18 protein-coding genes are annotated in these 17,444 nt (G+C 50.6%); 14 read left to right on the forward strand and 4 right to left on the reverse strand.

The genetic code is table 11. The features are described from left to right. Nucleotides 1-181: 181 nt before the first annotated feature. Nucleotides 182-1,390 carry an MFS transporter gene (locus BLT51_RS00220; RefSeq protein WP_091278485.1) on the forward strand — a complete coding sequence of 403 codons (1,209 nt, stop codon included), beginning with the start codon at nt 182-184 and terminating at the stop codon, nt 1,388-1,390. A gap of 42 nt (nt 1,391-1,432) precedes the next feature. Next, entirely contained in the window at nt 1,433-1,648 is a 216-nt protein-coding gene (locus BLT51_RS00225; protein ID WP_157672832.1) for a hypothetical protein, read from the forward strand. Between the two features lie 176 nt (nt 1,649-1,824). Here BLT51_RS00225 and BLT51_RS00230 read toward each other — a convergent pair whose 3' ends face one another. Together BLT51_RS00230 and BLT51_RS00235 are read right to left on the reverse strand one after the other, a co-directional pair. Further along, nucleotides 1,825-2,151 carry a hypothetical protein gene (locus BLT51_RS00230; protein WP_091278491.1) on the reverse strand — a complete coding sequence of 109 codons (327 nt, stop codon included), beginning with the start codon at nt 2,149-2,151 and terminating at the stop codon, nt 1,825-1,827. 10 nt (nt 2,152-2,161) lie between these two features. Beyond that, on the reverse strand, nt 2,162-2,401 hold the full coding sequence (locus BLT51_RS00235) for a hypothetical protein (protein WP_091278493.1): 240 nt from the start codon (nt 2,399-2,401) through the stop codon (nt 2,162-2,164). Between the two features lie 265 nt (nt 2,402-2,666). Between BLT51_RS00235 and BLT51_RS00240 the strand changes: the two genes are divergently transcribed. The 3 genes from BLT51_RS00240 to BLT51_RS00250 are packed head-to-tail and all read left to right on the forward strand — an operon-like array spanning nt 2,667 to nt 4,465. Then, on the forward strand, nt 2,667-3,101 hold the full coding sequence (locus tag BLT51_RS00240; RefSeq protein WP_157672833.1) for a hypothetical protein: 435 nt from the start codon (nt 2,667-2,669) through the stop codon (nt 3,099-3,101). Nucleotides 3,102-3,105: 4 nt separating this feature from the next. Then, entirely contained in the window at nt 3,106-3,813 is a 708-nt protein-coding gene (locus tag BLT51_RS00245; RefSeq protein ID WP_157672834.1) for a sensor histidine kinase, read from the forward strand. Further along, nucleotides 3,806-4,465 (forward strand): response regulator transcription factor, encoded by a 660-nt coding sequence (locus BLT51_RS00250; protein WP_091278502.1) that lies wholly within the window; start codon nt 3,806-3,808, stop codon nt 4,463-4,465. Before BLT51_RS00245 ends, BLT51_RS00250 begins: the two co-directional genes overlap by 8 nt. Before the next feature lie 29 nt (nt 4,466-4,494). Here BLT51_RS00250 and BLT51_RS00255 read toward each other — a convergent pair whose 3' ends face one another. Further along, complete coding sequence (locus BLT51_RS00255; protein ID WP_172801274.1) at nt 4,495-4,707, reverse strand: hypothetical protein; 213 nt, start codon at nt 4,705-4,707, stop codon at nt 4,495-4,497. A gap of 345 nt (nt 4,708-5,052) precedes the next feature. Between BLT51_RS00255 and BLT51_RS00260 the strand changes: the two genes are divergently transcribed. From BLT51_RS00260 to BLT51_RS00275, 4 genes are all read left to right on the forward strand, one after another. Continuing rightward, nucleotides 5,053-6,423 carry an FtsX-like permease family protein gene (locus BLT51_RS00260; RefSeq protein ID WP_091278509.1) on the forward strand — a complete coding sequence of 457 codons (1,371 nt, stop codon included), beginning with the start codon at nt 5,053-5,055 and terminating at the stop codon, nt 6,421-6,423. 10 nt (nt 6,424-6,433) lie between these two features. After that, nucleotides 6,434-7,156, forward strand: a complete 723-nt coding sequence (locus BLT51_RS00265) for an ABC transporter ATP-binding protein (protein WP_091278511.1) — start codon at nt 6,434-6,436, stop codon at nt 7,154-7,156. Between the two features lie 161 nt (nt 7,157-7,317). Continuing rightward, nucleotides 7,318-8,424 (forward strand): tryptophan--tRNA ligase, encoded by a 1,107-nt coding sequence (trpS, locus tag BLT51_RS00270; RefSeq protein ID WP_091278513.1) that lies wholly within the window; start codon nt 7,318-7,320, stop codon nt 8,422-8,424. Between the two features lie 167 nt (nt 8,425-8,591). After that, complete coding sequence (locus tag BLT51_RS00275) at nt 8,592-10,958, forward strand: glycogen/starch/alpha-glucan phosphorylase (RefSeq protein WP_091278515.1); 2,367 nt, start codon at nt 8,592-8,594, stop codon at nt 10,956-10,958. 175 nt (nt 10,959-11,133) lie between these two features. Here BLT51_RS00275 and BLT51_RS00280 read toward each other — a convergent pair whose 3' ends face one another. Then, a complete protein-coding gene (locus BLT51_RS00280) occupies nt 11,134-11,526 on the reverse strand; it encodes a hypothetical protein (protein WP_157672835.1) in 393 nt (130 codons plus the stop codon). Nucleotides 11,527-11,733: 207 nt separating this feature from the next. On the opposite strand from BLT51_RS00280, the gene BLT51_RS09175 reads away from it, so the two are divergent. The 5 genes from BLT51_RS09175 (at nt 11,734) to BLT51_RS00300 (ending at nt 17,441) form a co-directional block, all read left to right on the forward strand. Next, nucleotides 11,734-11,973: a hypothetical protein gene (locus tag BLT51_RS09175; RefSeq protein WP_172801270.1), complete on the forward strand. Its 240-nt coding sequence runs from the start codon at nt 11,734-11,736 to the stop codon at nt 11,971-11,973. Further along, nucleotides 11,894-12,199 carry a methylated-DNA--[protein]-cysteine S-methyltransferase gene (locus BLT51_RS09435; protein WP_091278520.1) on the forward strand — a complete coding sequence of 102 codons (306 nt, stop codon included), beginning with the start codon at nt 11,894-11,896 and terminating at the stop codon, nt 12,197-12,199. The genes BLT51_RS09175 and BLT51_RS09435 overlap by 80 nt, the downstream gene beginning before the upstream one ends. A 75-nt stretch (nt 12,200-12,274) precedes the next feature. Then, entirely contained in the window at nt 12,275-14,356 is a 2,082-nt protein-coding gene (locus BLT51_RS00290) for an alpha-1,4-glucan--maltose-1-phosphate maltosyltransferase (protein WP_091278523.1), read from the forward strand. Beyond that, nucleotides 14,353-16,047, forward strand: a complete 1,695-nt coding sequence (gene treS / locus BLT51_RS00295; RefSeq protein ID WP_231943954.1) for a maltose alpha-D-glucosyltransferase — start codon at nt 14,353-14,355, stop codon at nt 16,045-16,047. The genes BLT51_RS00290 and treS overlap by 4 nt, the downstream gene beginning before the upstream one ends. Next, the gene (locus BLT51_RS00300; RefSeq protein ID WP_091278529.1) at nt 16,044-17,441 is read left to right on the forward strand and encodes a hypothetical protein; all 1,398 of its coding nucleotides are present in this window, start codon (nt 16,044-16,046) and stop codon (nt 17,439-17,441) included. Before treS ends, BLT51_RS00300 begins: the two co-directional genes overlap by 4 nt. Nucleotides 17,442-17,444: the final 3 nt, after the last annotated feature.

Consider the following 17,444-nt stretch of genomic DNA (forward strand, 5'->3'; position numbering starts at 1 on the left):
AGCCAGCCAATGGGAACGCCCGCGCGACCACACGGAGCATATTGCACCCGGTGGGCATCTCGCCCTCGCTCCGTTCTCAGTTGCAGTGCTGCTCAGTTAACCACTAGAAAACAACTGAACCGATGAATAGAACGGCCCTTCGACAAACTTAACAATATCGACAGCAAGAGGAGCGCACGCGATGCATCCAGATTTTAATAAGCTGTGGTTCGCCCGTGCCTCGTCTGATGCTGGAGAAGCGCTTGCAACTGGTGCACTATCATTGGCAGCAGTCACGCTTCTTTCAGTGTCTTCGCTTGAGCTTTCGCTACTTTCTGCGATCCCTGGCTTTATTAGCGCGTTCGTCATGATCGCTGCTGGACCGTGGCTGGAATTCAGAGCCAAACGGCCACTGATGATATGGATTGATATTTTGCGTGCAGGCATCCTCGCAACCATTCCTATTATGCTCGTTTTCCAATCGTTTTCTTACGTTCATCTGCTAGTCGTTGCAGTTGTGCTCTCGACGCTCTCAAGTCTTTTCTTGCCAGCTTCAATGGCACATCTCAAAGATCTTATTCCTGCTGAACAACGCGTATCTGCCTTTAGCAAATTCGAATCAACTTTCTGGATATTCACCACGTTCGGACCAATGATCGGCGGATTCATCACTCAGCTTCTTGGCGTTGGCATTACCCTATTATCGCAAGTCATAGGCCTGCTGGGATCGGCTTTTGGACTGAGCAAGATTACTACTCCAGAAGGAAAACCTCCGGTCCATTCAAATGCGCCTTATAAACAGCAACTCAGTGAAGGTTTTCGTTATATCGCATCAAAGCCTATACTGCTCACGCTTTTGGGAAATGCCACGTTATTTGCCGGGTTCCTTGCATTCATCTACCCGTTGGAGATCTTGCTCCTGCTAGATTCTTGGAAACTATCACCTATTGAATTTGGTATAGCTCTTACTGTTCCCGGCTTTGGCGGGATACTCGGCTCAACCTTTGCCGGACGAATCACCAACACATTAGGAGAACGCAATGTTCTCACCTATATCGGAATACTACGTTCGCTTCCTATCTTTGTTATTCCTTTCCTTCCTGGAACAACACTAGGCTTTACTATCTACTTGTGTGCGAATTTCTTCCTCATGTTTCTCGCCGCTCTGTTCCGTCCCGCATACGCTACCGTGCGGTTAACTGAAACTGACGATCACCTCATCGCGCGAGTTACTACCGTATTCAGCCTTTGCTCGAGAATCTCTGGCCCCTTACTCACAATCGCCGGCGGCATCATCGGCCAGTACTGTGGAATCCCCACCGGAATCTTCATCGGTGCTTGCGGACTACTGATAGCAAGCACTATCCTGCCGTGGAACACATGGCAGGCGCCAACAACCCCGTCGTCGTAAAATCTTTTAGACAACGGTTACAAACCCGAACTAATATCCATCATGAAAAACAATCGCCCTCACCCTGATGTGATACGTTTCGACGACGACGAAGAAACCGCGGTCAGTATAGATAATCAGAAAGAGACTGTTGCAGACGATGTGATCGCTCAACTAACTCACCAGTTTGCCAACAATTATGAACAGGCACTGCGCGAACTTGCCTATCAAAATCCCACCACGGATCAAAACAGCTACAGCGATGAAGATAATCGGTAAACAAGCCAAGCCTCGCCCTATTCCCAATCACCGTACTACTAGGTGAGAATCCGGGAAATCGCGCACAAAATCTCGCCCAGCGTAACGGTGGCACTCTATATCGCGCTACCGTGCTGAATACCGAGATTTTGCCCGCCCAAACTAGCAGAGTTCACCTTCGAGCAAGCGGCTCACGCCTAATCGCTCACTAGCGCGTCTTGACGGCTACGTTTAGCGAAAATATAGATACCCATGATGAGGAGTACAGCAAGCCGCGTCCATGACGAGTTGTGCATGGCAACTACGCCAACAGTTCCGGTCACATAAAGTAAAGAATAGAGTAGCTCTCGTTTTTGTTCTTTCAGTCTTTCCTTGATTATCCATCCAAGGACAAGCACTAACCCGATGATTTCTGCAATAACAACCGGGTCGCTCCACCCAGTCCGCGTAACGTTCGATGACACGGAGATAAGCACCCCTGCCCACATAATTTCGGGGCCTATACTGCGCAATAGATTCGGCAACGTGCTCTCCTTAATTTTTACGCTTAGTTTTGCGCCAATGATTGTGTGCTAACGCGTTCCACCAGAATAAAAGTACGCCCAAAATATATGTCAGCAAAGCAAGACCAACACCTACAGCTACTTTTAGCGCAGTTGATTGAGGAGCAGTCACCACATCCCAACTAGCCCACAAGGCCAGCGGAATCATGATCGGCATCGCAAAGAGCGAATACTTCCAATACTTCACATCAAATAAATGCAGACGACTCATGTGTTTATCCTTTCACATACATACTAGGGCGTTCAACCAATTTTGTGGACGAAGCAACCAAAATAGACTAGTGATTTAAATAAAGCATGTTACCGGATATCTATGACACCGATATTCGTCAGGGTATTGAATGACAAAACTGTCCTAGCGACGATCAGTGTTACCTTTAACTAACGTGAGCGACCAAGAATTCATCATAATCATGACGCTGCTACAGAGGTACCTGTAGCATGCTTTTTATATCCGGATATGCCACAGTGTAAGAGTGCAAACACGTAAATCTTTTTATACCATTGGGCAAATAACAGAGAATTCCACATCAGTTTCTATGCCACTACGCGCAATACATACACCGATTTATTTACTCCTGGCTACGCTTAGTGTGTTGGCAGAAATCGGATTGAACCCAGCAGTTCTTCGGCTTGACCAGCCACAGTTGTGGATCGTTGTCGTTTTTGGAATTACCCTCGCAGTGAGCGCTTGGAAACATTCGGCACAAATCCTTTACATACTCATTTTCCTCGCGTCATCTTTTTGGCCAGCCACATCAAACCTAGCCTTACCCGCCTTGGGTGTTTATCTGATTTGTATTACTTGGATGATCCGAAAGCGGTTGATTCCAGCGCTCATCACACTTGCATTAACCGGATGTATGTTCCTAGATTTCAGCGAACCCCTACGCCCCCCAACTCTTTCGTGAAATCGTGATGTTTGCGTCGATAACATCTATTGGCACAGCCCTCTGCTTCCTAGTAAACCGGGTAAAGCTCTCTGCACAAAACCTAGAGGAAGCTCGTCAAGCAAGTGCGACTATCCGCGCAAATCTCGCCGCCGAACTTCACGACACGATCGCGAAAGATTTAGCACAAATCGCTATCACTGCACAAAACATTAGCCTGAACCATCCGCATCTAGCTCACGAGCTTGATCCCCTATCCCACATGGCACAAAACGCCGCACACCGGATCCGCCCGATAATCCTCAACCTTGACTCGCATGCACAACAGCAAAGCCTCGACGAAGCGATCACCATGTCCGCTACCATGCTCACCACTCGTTCGATCACACTCAATATCGATAGCGAATCTCACCTTGATGCCAAACTAGACCATCAAACCATCAACCTGACTTCACTATTTATCCGTGAAACTGCCACCAACGCACTCAAATACGCACCGCCTAACAGTATCGTTGACCTCATCATCGAACTAAGCTCAAACACTATCAGCCTAACCATGCGCAACGACATCGCCGAACAGAATATCCCTACCCACCTCACCGGGGGTTATGGACTAGCAAACCTCGAACAACACATTCACACCAGTGGCGGAAACCTATCCTTCTTCCGCCACGATAACGAGTGGGTTATCATCGCCACCCTCCCCCTAACCCAAGGAAATCATTATGAGTGACACTCTTCGCCTCCTGATCGCGGACGACGACGAAATAATCCGTGAAGGACTAGCAAACCTACTCGACCACCAAGAGGGTATCGCCGTCGTCGCAACCGCATCGAACGGAACTGAAGCACTTGCGACAATTGCACACACGCAACCCGATATCGCCCTCATTGACGTTGATATGCCCACCCTCGACGGAATTGAAACAGCGAAAATCTTAGCTAACGACTACCCACACATCACCGTCGTCATACTCACCGCGTTCGAACACGAAAACTCTCTCGCGCAATCACTAGCAGCAAACGTCCGCGGATTTCTCACAAAGGATATCCCCGCCCCACAACTTGCCACGCTTCTCAAGCAAGCACATGCAGGTATGAATGTACTCAGCCCGCGCCCCATCCAACTGCTAGCCCAAACCTATATTGAGAGCCAAGCGAGCCGGGAAGACTACCAAGAATTCATCGCCACAATCGAAAACCTCCCGCACTATCTCAGAGCGGTATTCGATCTCGTTATCAAAGCAAAACCCAACAAAACAATCGCCAAAACACTCAACCTCAGCGAAGCAACCACCCGCTCCTATATCAGCGAACTATTCACCCTCACCGGTTTTAATAACCGCGGCGAACTCACCATCACCGCACGCAAAGCCGGATACTAGCAGTGCAAACCGTCAGATAGCTACGCCTATTACTTGCAGCCAGAAGCCCCAACTTTCGCTTTTCTCTTGGAATCAACAAGATAAGCAACGCAAAAAACTAGCAACGATAGATAGCCAGGCAAGCCCGTTTCAATGACGTCAAATGCATAAAGCACAGCAAAAACAAAAGCGGCTAAACCTGAGAAAAACATGACGAAAGCAAGGAAAATTTTCATTAGCTGAGAGCCTTCCTCTATCTTCACATCACTGACACTTATAGGGATATTTTACCAAAGACCGATACGAAGCAATATTCGGATGGAGCAGGGCAATCACTCAATCCACTATCGGACACGCCCACCTACAAACAAACGCTCGCAACACAAAAGATGAACACGAGGGCTACCCATGTATTCCACCAAGAATATGGATGAACCCCACGCAGATTTCCACCTACTTTACTGAGAAAACTGACTGTATTTGACGGAAGTTATCTCAATGGGGGGGGAATTGGAGGTTGAATCCCATTATATCGTTCCATACACTAAATAATTGACGTAAATGCACACTATGTGACAACCATAAACTTTGCAACGAGGCCGGGCAATATGCTGAAAGAGATTCGCGATTTCATTCCAATGTTCGTAGCAACCCTCAGCATTTCCTCCATTTCTTGTTGCCTCATCACGCTATCTCTGAGCACGACTATCGCTGGCGCACAGTTACCAACTGGCCCAGCTGCAGAGCAATTCTCCGTTCTTGGAGGCTTCCAGATGGCGTTGACTATTATGGCAATACTTTTCTGCGTTCCAACCATTATCCGGCTAGCGGTCGAGGAAGATTCGAGAAGGATCGCACTATGGCAAGTCATTGGCGCTTCTCCAGCTGCAGCACGATTACGGTACGTTACTTTAGCCTACCTTGCGGCCGTTATCGGCTGTGTGCTTGGCACTGTACTTGCAATGTCACTATGGGATTTCTACATAGTTCTGATTCAGAAAACTGGACTTCTCCCAGCTGATTCAGAATACATACATCAAAGTATATGGGCAATCGTGTTCGCACCGATTACATCACTTCTCACCGTCATTCTTCCGTTAGTTTTAACGACTCGCTCTCTACTCAAACTCGATCCTGTTATCGCAGTAAATGGCCCTCTTGCAAATCCAACTGAACGCCAGTGGGTGCGCTATCTTTTCTCTTTCCTCGTGACTGGAGGAATGATCGCATCTTATATAGCAATATCAAAAGTGCCTATCACCACCAGCTCTGAGATTCTTAGCGGTTTGATCAGTGCTTATTGGGGAATCGGACTTGGGCTATTACTCGCGTTTGGCATATCAAGCAAAGCGATAGTTAAGTCCACGATCACGTTCATTGGACTATTCCGCCCATTTAATATTTTTGAAAGCTGGATGATTGCGTTTACTTCTGCGAAGCGCCGAGCATTTCGCTCCACAGCGTTCATCACTCCGCTAGTTTTAGCAGCAACCTCAGTCGGCCTAGTATTTGGCATGATTGTCCAAACACGTAACGTAATGTTCGCAATTGGGGCCTCCAAAGAGAGCCTTCAAGTCAGCCCTAGTTCCCAGATTCTATTAATTTTCAGCACACCAGTTATTCTGGCAGCGGCAAGCGGAGTATTAGCTGTCTATTTAACAAACCGTTCCCGAGTACACGACATTGCACTACTACAGGTTCTCGGTTGCAAGCCTTCGACCATCACACTCGCAGCATTTCTAGAATCCCTTATTTATCTACTGGTCGCATCCTTAATCAGCACAGCGATCCTTTTCATCAACAGTCTAGCTATGGGTTTGGCGCTCTCGGCTGGGCCAGTTCCAGATACGCAATCAAGTGGCATACCTCTTGAAACATACATTCTTTTAACCGCTGGATTTTTACTGATAACACTTTTTACCGAAATCTCAACTTTGATTCAATCTCGCTCACTAAATATGCAAGCTATTGTCCGATAAGAGGTTTAAGATGCAACCCATAGTCCAGGTAGAGGCTCTATCGAAGAGTTTCCCAATAAACAAGAATGAATCAGTACACGTGCTGAAGAACTTATCGTTCCAGGCTCAAGCAGGAGAGTTTGTGTCTATTGTTGGCCCTTCAGGGTCTGGCAAAACAACCTTTCTTTACTGCATGTCTGGACTAGAACAAGCAGATTCCGGGATAGCAAAACTATGCGGCAGCGATGTAGTGTCTGCCTCCAGAAAGGAAAGAAGCGCGATACGTCGTAAGAACGCAAGCTTCATATTTCAAGATTACAATCTGATTGACTCGATGACAGCGCTTGAAAACGTCAAACTTGGCCTTCGTTTCAATAAAAAACGACTCTCCGCAAAAGCTATCAAAAAACTATTCGACCGCTTCGGTCTTTCGGATAAGTTAGATTCTTATCCAGCCCAACTCTCCGGAGGTCAACGACAGCGAGTTGCAATTGTCCGGTCTCTCGCGGTACAACCAAAAATTCTTTTTGCAGATGAGCCCTCAGGAGCACTCGATTCAGCCTCAACGCGCCTACTTCTCGATCAACTCGCCCAGTTACATAAAACTGGGACCACTGTAATCATGGTTACCCATGACCTTGCAGCTGCCGCTAGAGCAGACAGAGCCATAGTTTTACGCGATGGTATCATCCATAGCGATATACTAAGCCCCACCGCCGAACAACTATTTTCACTCATAGGTTCCACGGACTGATCCGCCCAGAAGTTACCACTAGGAAAACCACGTCGTTTTGAGCTTTAGATAACTCCCACCTGTCCGCCGTCGCAAGACCCTTTGCCAGAACTCCGTGAAACGTCACGCTTCACAACTATGTGAAGCAAAAAGTGGTGGCACGGCACGCTAGACTAGAGGGCATGAGTGAAAATAATGCGCAACTCGCCCTGGAGACGGCAACATCGGATGCTTCGCTCGAAGCTACCCGCCAGATGAGCGAGAAAATCAACCTAGCTATTGACGAAGATCCCTCGAAGTTCCGGGTACTGACCGGCGCACGGCCAACTGGGCACCTGCATATCGGCCACTATTTCGGCACCCTGCAAAACTGGCGTAAACTCCAGCAGCGCGGCGTCGATACGTGGCTACTTATTGCTGACTATCAGGTGATTACGGATCGCGATGAAGCCGATTCGATCCGCGAGCGCACCATGTCTCTCCTCACCGATTATCTCGCGGTGGGTATGGATCCTGAAGAAACCGTATTCTTCGCACACTCGCAAGTCCCTGAACTCAACGAACTTGTTTTACCATTTCTTTCGGTTGTTTCCGACGCCGAACTGCGCCGCAATCCTACAGTCAAAGCCGAGTTTGAGGCAACGAACGGCCGGCCGATGTCTGGCCTTCTGCTCACCTACCCGGTTCACCAGGCTGCCGATATTTTGTTCTGCAAAGCGAACCTAGTGCCAGTTGGTAAGGATCAGCTTCCACACTTGGAGCAGGCGCGCGTGATCGCTGATCGGTTTGAAAAGCGTTACAACAAGGGTAAGAAGGCGAAGCGAATCTTCCCTCGTCCGCATGCCCTTTTGTCCGATGCGGCGCACGTGCTCGGTTTAGACGGTGAGAAGATGTCGAAGTCGCGCGGCAACACGATCGAGTTGCGGATGAGTGCAGACGAGACAGCTAAGAAGCTCAAGCGCGCAGTGACCGATTCGGATCGCCATATTACTTACGATCCAGTTAATCGTCCCGAAGTTTCCAACTTGTTACTTATTGCCTCAATGTGTACTGGACGTTCGCCTGAAGTTATCGCCGAAGAAATTGGCGACGGCGGTGGCGGCACCTTGAAGAAGGTCGTAACCGAAGCACTCAATGAGCACCTGGCTCCGATTCGTGCGCGGCGCGCTGAACTAGAGCAAGATCCTGAGTATTTGCGTAGCGTGCTGATGCGTGGCATTGAACGCGCCCGGGAGCAAGCTCAAGAAACACTGAGCGAAGTACATGCTGCACTTGGCATGACCTACTAATCACCTACACGTAGGACTTTTGAACTATAGCTGTGGTTAACTAGTACCGAAACCACTGCAAAGAATAAAAGTCCTACGTGAAATAATTTTCGCAACGTTACATCTACGCTACGATTACGATGTAAGGAATCGGGCTAACTGCCCGCAACAGTCCTGAAAGGGAAAACATGACCCGTCCTGATACTACTTCAGCAATCGGCATGCAGGTGCGTGCCGTGTCCGGTCGCAACGAGCATTCCGGAACTCCGATGGAATACTGGTCGGCAACGTCTAACGCCGTCGTCGACCGTATCGCAGACAACTGGCAGCGCACCGAAGAAACATACAACGCTACCCGTATGCAACACTACTTCTCCGCTGAGTTCCTCATGGGCCGTGCGCTCCTGAACAACCTCACCAACCTCGGAATGGTCGATGAAGCCACCGAAGCTCTCAACGCTTTCGGGCAGAACCTCTCCGACGTTCTCGAAGAAGAACACGATGCTGCACTCGGAAACGGTGGTCTTGGCCGCCTAGCAGCATGCTTCCTTGATTCGTGTGCAACGATGGATCTGCCAGTGCGCGGCTACGGCATCCTTTACCGCTACGGCCTTTTCCGCCAGCTGTTCAATGACGGCTTCCAAGAAGAAGAACCAGACGCATGGATGGAAGAAGGCTACCCATTCGTTATTCGCCGTGAAGAAGAACAGCGCATCGTCAAGTACGCTGATCTCGATGTTCGCGCAATTCCTTACGACATGCCAATCACCGGCTACGGCACCAAGAATGTCAACACCTTGCGTATGTGGAAGGCTGAGCCAACCAAAGAATTCGACTATGATGCCTTCAACTCCCAGCGCTTCACCGACGCTATCGTTGAGCGTGAGCGCGTCCATGATATTTGCCGTGTTCTTTACCCGAATGACTCCACTTACGAAGGCAAGGTCTTGCGTGTTCGCCAGCAGTACTTCTTCTGCTCGGCATCATTGCAGGCAATCGTAGACAATCATCTAGCACATCACGACGCCCTGGATGACTTCCACGAATTCAACTGTATCCAGCTCAATGACACCCACCCAGTTCTCGCAATCCCAGAGCTCATGCGCCTACTACTCGATGAGCATGGATACTCTTGGGAAAAGGCATGGGATATTGTCTCCCACACCTTCGGCTACACCAACCATACCGTGTTGGCAGAAGCCCTCGAAACCTGGGAAATGACAATCTTCGATCGTCTCTTCCCACGTATCAGCGAAATCGTGCGCGAAATCGATCGCCGGTTCCGCGAGGAACTCGCTGCCGGCGGGTATCACCCGGGCAAGATCGAGTACATGGCACCAATCCAGGGCAATCGTGTTCACATGGCTTGGATCGCCTGCTACGCCGCATACTCCATCAACGGTGTTGCCGCGCTGCACACCGAGATTATCAAGAAGGATACGCTCCACGACTGGCACGACATCTGGCCAGAGCGGTTCAATAACAAGACCAACGGTGTTACCCCACGCCGTTGGCTCAACCAGTGCAACCCACGTCTAGCATCACTCCTGACCGAGCTACTCGGTTCGGATGCTTGGGTACGCAATCTTGATGAGCTCAAGAAGCTGGAGCACTTTGGTGACGACGACGCCATCTTGGATCGCGTCAATGACATCAAGGCAGCTAATAAGGCTGATTTCGCAGCGTGGATCAAGAACCGTCAAGGCGTCAGCGTTAATCCAGATGCTATCTTCGACGTTCAGATCAAGCGCCTACACGAGTACAAGCGTCAGTTGATGAACGCACTGTACATCTTGGACCTCTACTTCCGATTGAAGGACGATCCAACTCTTGACGTTGCCCCACGCCTGTTTATCTTCGGCGCGAAGGCAGCTCCTGGCTACGTGCGCGCTAAGGCAATCATTAAGCTCATTAATGAAATCGGCCGATTGATTAACAACGATCCAGACATGGACGGCAAGATCCAAGTTCTGTTCGTGGAAAACTACAATGTTTCGCCAGCAGAGCACATTATTCCAGCCGCTGATGTTTCCGAGCAGATTTCTACTGCCGGTAAGGAAGCATCTGGAACATCAAATATGAAGTTCATGATGAACGGTGCGTTAACACTCGGTACCCTCGACGGCGCAAACGTTGAGATCCTCGACTCCGTAGGCGAAGAGAATGCTTACATTTTCGGCGCTAAGGAAGAAGAGCTTCCGGAGCTTCGCGCTAACTACAACCCACGCGCCACCGCAGAGCAAACCCCTGGTTTGAAGCGGGTACTGGATGCGTTTGTTGACGGCACGCTCGACGACGGCGGAACCGGAATGTTCCATGATCTGCTCAACTCACTCTACGAGCCAAGCTGGGAGCCGGCTGACATCTACTACGTACTCGGTGATTTCGCTTCTTACCGCGAGACTCGTGACAGGATGGCTGCTGATTACCGAGATCGTCGCCACTGGGCCAAGATGACGTGGAAGAACATCGTTGAATCTGGCCGGTTCTCTTCGGACCGCACCATCGGCGATTACGCCCGCGAAGTGTGGAAGATTACGCCACACACAATCTGATCAGCTGATCTTATCGTGGCAAGAGATTCTGACGGTAAGGCAACGTTCTAGAGCACTCCATGCAAACAGAGCAGTCTTACTAATAAGTCACAGTGGGCCGGGTTTCGAGAATTCTTTCGAAACCCGGCCCACTGACTACACATCTATGAGCGAGCTACGAGCTAATAGCATTGCATCAATTCTGCAGTTGAGCATTCTCCAGCTTGAAATAGCGCACGCCAAAAATCACACCAGCCAGAACTAGAGCTAAGAATGGTAGCGTTGCCTCATTCCAATAATCAAGATAAATATTAGGAATAGTGAGGGCGGTTTTACCGAAAATGATGACACCCGCCACAAAAGAAGCCCCAATTGTAGCAAGTATAAGATTAAGGAACAGTAAAACTCGTTGAACCCCAACTCGATTCAAATCGGCAATTATATTGATCGCAGCGAGGATGACAATAACTACGCCTGCAACATAAGTTGCAGGATACAATGGATTAATATCTGTATTCAAAATAGTGTGCCAAATCCACAAGGCAGGCAATATCACCCAAATCACCAACCTTGCCAATATTACGTACATAATCTCTTAAACCTTTCCCCTTTGAAAATATAAATTCTTAGGATACGTGGACAATATCATTGTGCATGCATGTAAATTATAAAAAGTTGCTCTAACCTAAAACACTCTTATCGCAGGCTCCACCAGCTTTTTGATGCAGTCGCCATACCAACCACAGGAGGCCGCCGATGCTCACCATCCCGCTTCACACCGGCGATCCCATTATCGATGCATACAGTTTTGCGCGTCCTGACCGACGGCGCTGTTATCACACAGATAACCTTCGTCCCCTACGAACACGACCCACAAACTGACCCGCACGATCCGCTCGCACCTCTCATCACCCAAGCACTCTCAGCCTGGTTCGACGGCGACGTCAGCAAACTCCATGCCCTCCCACTCGTCTCAGCAAACGACACCGAGAGCGGCCCCAATTCGCGCAACGCTACACAACTTTTCTCTCGATGAAAACTTAAGCTATGCCCAGCTTGCCGACCGTACCCATAACCCACGGGCAGTGCATGCCACTACCAGCGCCTGCGCCCGAAACCCGTTTCCGCTCGTCATCCCCTGCCACGCCGTCGTCCCCCAGCCAGCACAAAACCACCTCGAACGCGACCCCACACTCGTCTCAACCGAACATTTCCCAAGTGGAAACTACGCATTCGGCCCCGATCTCAACGAGCACTTCTAAAATTCGACCATCAACATTCATACCAAAACGTCTAATAATTTTTGAGACGTAGGTAACTATATTAGACTAGGTATTGTGACTACTTCGCAACGTAAAACCAGACCAGCTCGCAAGACTTCTCAGCAGCGAGTACGCGCTCCTAAGCAAACGCCAATCCCGGCTATTAGCCGCATCCCTATCGTTGAGGTAACTCCACAGTTGCTCGATGGGACGGCTCCAGTGAAGGCGACTGTTAATGAGTCATTCCCGGTACAAGCCACTGTTTTCCGGGAAGGACACGATAGGTTTGCAGCCGCAGCCGTCTTAGTTGACGCTAATGGGCATGTGCTTGAAGAATCTCCGATGCGCGACGTCTCCCCTGGCCTGTTCCGTTACGAAGGCTGGCTAACACCACATATACCTGGAGCTCATCGCTTTTACGTTGAAGCATGGTCTGATCCGTATGCTACTTGGTTGCATAATGCGGAAATCAAAGTGCCAGCTGGAATCGATATTCCACTCGTATTCGCCGAAGCAGAGATCTTGTTCAAAAAGGCAGTTAAGGCCGCTCCGGTACGGTCTGCCGAACGCGCTGCAGTACGCGAAGCTCTGACAGTCATCTCCAAGAAACGTGCACTGCCCGAAATCAAGCTAGCTGCCGCCCGAGCACCTGAAGTTCAAGAAGCGCTAGCTAAATATCCAGTTAAAGAACTGGTGTCTCGGTCGAAAGAATATCCGCTCTTCGTAGATCGGCAGCGCGCACTTGTCGGATCATGGTATGAGATTTTCCCACGCTCTATCGGAGCTAAAAAGGATCCGGCAACCGGCGAATGGACATCGGGTACCTTGCGCACTGCAGCCACTGATCTGGATCGTATTGCCGCGATGGGCTTCGACGTCGTCTACCTAACCCCAATTCATCCAATCGGAACGTCGAATCGCAAAGGCCGCAATAACTCACTTACTGCACAACCAGGCGATCCAGGTTCACCTTACGCCATTGGGTCAGCTGACGGCGGTCACGATGCTATCGATCCGACGCTCGGCACCTTCGAGGATTTTGATGCCTTCGTAGCGAAAGCTCATAAGCTGGGCATGGAAGTTGCCATGGACGTAGCCTTGCAATGTTCCCCGGATCACCCGTGGGTAACTGAGCATCCTGAGTGGTTTACCACCCGAGCTGATGGAACGATTGCTTACGCCGAAAACCCGCCGAAGAAGTATCAAGATATCTATCCGTTAAACTTTGATAATGATCCAGAAGGTATCTACCAAGAGATCAAGCGCATCCTTGAACTGTGGGCAAGCCACGGAGTTACTATCTTCCGAGTCGACAATCCGCATACCAAGCCGGTGGCATTCTGGCAGCGACTCCTTGGCGAATTCCGCCAAAACCATCCGGACATTATTTTCCTAGCAGAAGCCTTCACCAACCCGCCGATGATGCAAACCCTTGGCACAGTCGGATTCCATCAGTCCTACACGTATTTCGCGTGGCGTAATGAACGCCAAGAAATTGAGGAATACTTCTGGGAGATCTCGCACGAGTCGGCACATCGTCTGCGCCCAGCTTTCTGGCCCACAACCCACGATATTCTCACCCCGTACATGCAGCGCGGTGGAATCCCAGCGTTTGCAATCCGCGCGATTCTGGCGGCCACCGGGTCGCCAACGTGGGGAATCTACAACGGATACGAGCTCGTGGAAAATATTGCGCGCCCAGATGCCGAAGAACAGATCGACAACGAGAAATACGAGTACAAGCCCCGCAACTATGCGGTTGCTGAACATAACGGCATGTCTACATTGCTGAAACTACTCAATTCGATTCGCAACAAGCACACAGCTTTGCAGCGGTTACGCAATGTCACAATTAACGCCACCTCAAATGACAAGATCGTGTCGTTCACTAAGATTGCCCGCCCCGAGGAAACTCCGGATGGCACACTGGATGCAGTTATCGTCGTCGTCAATCTCGATCCGTACGCATCCCGGGATGCTAATGTGTATCTTGACCTCTCCCCGTTTGGTATTTCGCCGCGATGGGATAACGGACCAATCCTCGAAGTTACTGACGAAATGAACGGCGAAACCTATCTGTGGAACGAAGCTCCATACGTACGTCTTGATCCGCACGGTCAAGTTGCCCATATTCTATCTGTGAAGGTGTTACCTTGACCAAATCCGCTATCAATGTGCCACCGCTCGACCGTCCTGGCATCGTAACCGATCCCAACTGGTTCCGCACCGCCGTCTTTTACGAGGTGCTGTTGCGTGCCTTTGGCGATACACACGGCACCGGAACCGGTGATTTTCGTGGCCTGATCGATCACCTCGATTACCTGCAATGGCTCGGCGTTGACGCACTGTGGATTCCACCGTTCTATCCGTCCCCGATGCGCGACGGCGGATACGATATTTCGAACTATACTGCGGTTAATTCTGAATATGGTTCGATGGAGGATTTTGCCGAGCTCGTCGAACAAGCACATGAACGCGGTATTCGGATCGTGATCGACGTCGTCGCCAACCACACGTCCGATCAGCACCCGTGGTTCCAAAGCTCGCGGGCAAACCCGGACGGCCCCTACGGTGATTTTTATGTGTGGCGAGACACCGACGACGACTACGCCGACGCCCGCATTATTTTCATCGACACCGAAGCCTCGAACTGGACGTTCGATCCGGTTCGCCGGCAATACTTCTGGCACCGGTTCTTCTCCCATCAGCCAGATCTTAATTTTGAAAACCCGGCTGTACAGGACGCCATTATCGACGTCGTTAAGTTCTGGTGTGAGATCGGCGTCGACGGATTCCGCCTAGATGCTATTCCTTATCTTTTCGAAGAAGAAGGAACGAACTGCGAAAACCTACCGCGGACACACGAATTCATTGCGCGGTTGCGGCGGGAAATCGATGAGGCCTATCCAGGGCGAATCTTCATTGCTGAAGCGAACCAGTGGCCTGAGGACGTAGTCGAATACTACGGCACCGATGAGAATCCGGAATGCCACATGTGCTTCCACTTCCCCGTCATGCCGCGAATCTACTATGCGTTACGCGACCAGCGTGCCACCGCTATTCGCGAAATCCTCAAAGCTACCCCGGATATTCCAGCCGGCGGGCAATGGGGAACGTTCTTGCGCAATCACGACGAGCTGACCTTGGAAATGGTCTCCACCGAAGAACGCGCAAAAATGTATGGCTGGTATGCCGAAGACCCGCGTATGCGCGCGAATGTTGGTATCCGACGCAGATTGGCTCCGTTGCTGGGTAACTCCCGAGCCGAATTGGAGTTAGCGAACGCGTTGCTACTCTCGCTGCCCGGATCACCTTGCCTCTACTATGGCGATGAAATCGGCATGGGAGACAACATTTGGCTCCCCGACCGCGATTCCGTCCGCACCCCAATGCAGTGGACACCCGATCGCAATGCCGGTTTTTCCGATGCTGACCCGGGTCAACTGTATTTACCACTCGTACAATCACTTGCCTACCACTATCAAAGCACCAATGTGGAGTCCCAGCTGGCACAGTCCTCCTCACTGTTGCATTGGATGCACGGAATGTTGCGGGTACGTTCACAATATCCAGTCTTAGGCAATGGTTCATTTGAGTTGCGCGATGCCGACGACGAATCCGTCCTAGCTTTCACCCGTGTGAATGACGATCAAGCAATCTTGTGCGTGATGAACTTGGCTAACACTGCCCGCGCTGCGAAGGTCACAGTTTCCGAGTTCGCTGGTTACGCGGCGAGAGACGTGTTTGGCGGAGCGCAGTTCCCTGCTATTGGCGAGGACGGCGACTACCATATGACGCTCGGCTCTCGTGACTTTTTCTGGCTAGAGCTAACAAGGGATCCACAATGAGAATCGATTTCTCTCATGTTATTGCTGAGCTAAAACCGTGGATCGGCGGGGCGCGCTGGTTCCGCGGTTCGCAAGCCAAACAGATTACTGTGCTGGCAAGCTGTGCCTTACCGTCAACTGCCGACGATTCCCAAACCATTATCCACGTGCTCGATATCGACGGCCTTGTTTTTAGCGTGCCGTTGACCTATCAGATCGGAGCCCAAGAAGGCGCCGGACTTATCGGGATAATCGATGGAGGTAACAGCGATTCCGCGGCAGTGACGATATTCGATGCTACTGACCATCCCCATGGACAATCCGATCTCTACGCGTTGCTCGGGGGGACGACGGCGAACACTCCTACCCCGGCATTCACCGTTGACAATACTGGCGAAAACCTAGCACTCCGCCTCACCCCGGCCCGCAATTGCACTCAATTGCCACACCCAGTTAGTGCACACAAACTAACATCCGAGCAGTCAAATACGTCGATTATTTACCGCTACGATTCCGGTCTCTCCGGAGATCCCGTCGGCTTGATATGCAAGCTATTCCGAGTAGTCAATGCAGGGCACAATCCAGATGTTGAACTACAGCAAGCCCTCGATGCTCGGGGTGTTTCCAGCGTGCCACGCCAATATGGTTCAGTTATTGGATCGTGGCCGGGCGTAGATTACGCTGACTTGTTCGTCGCTCAAGAATTCCTTGCCGGCTCAGTAGATGCCTGGCAAGTTTTCACCGACGAATTAAACACGCATGGACCGGTCATGTCTGCCCCGCAGCGGGAACGAATCACCGCGTTAGGAGCCATGACTCGCGAGATTCACCAACAGTTAGCCCAACGTTTCGGAACACGTAAGATTTCGCCTGAGTCCGTCGTCGAAACATGGAAAGAACGCGCATCCCAAGCGTTACGCGACGCCCCGCAACTCAGTAATACGCAAGCCGATATTTTTGCCGTTTACGACGACGTCGCCCACATCGATTGGCCACTCGGACAACGCATCCACGGTGACTATCACCTGGGCCAAGTCCTCGATGTTCCACACCGCGGCTGGGTAGCATTGGATTTCGAAGGTGAACCATTACGCCCCCTGGCTCAGCGGACTGAACCTGATTTGGCGTTGCGCGATGTTGCTGGCATGATTCGATCGTTCCATTATGCTGCTGGTTCGGCCGCCAAAGCCGGTGCTGATAAGCACCAATGCGACGTGTGGGCGCAAGAAGCTCGCACCGCGTTTCTGGATGGCTACGGTGTTTTAGACGCTACCGCTATGCGCCTTCTGAATGCACTTATTTTGGACAAAGCTCTTTACGAAGTCAGCTACGAAGCGATTTCACGCCCCCATTGGATCGATATTCCTCTCGCCGGAGTAAAAACTGCACTTTTCTTTTCAAAACATACCGATTAATAG

The sequence above is a fragment of the Arcanobacterium phocae genome, from assembly GCF_900105865.1.
GTDB classification, from domain to species: domain Bacteria; phylum Actinomycetota; class Actinomycetes; order Actinomycetales; family Actinomycetaceae; genus Arcanobacterium; species Arcanobacterium phocae.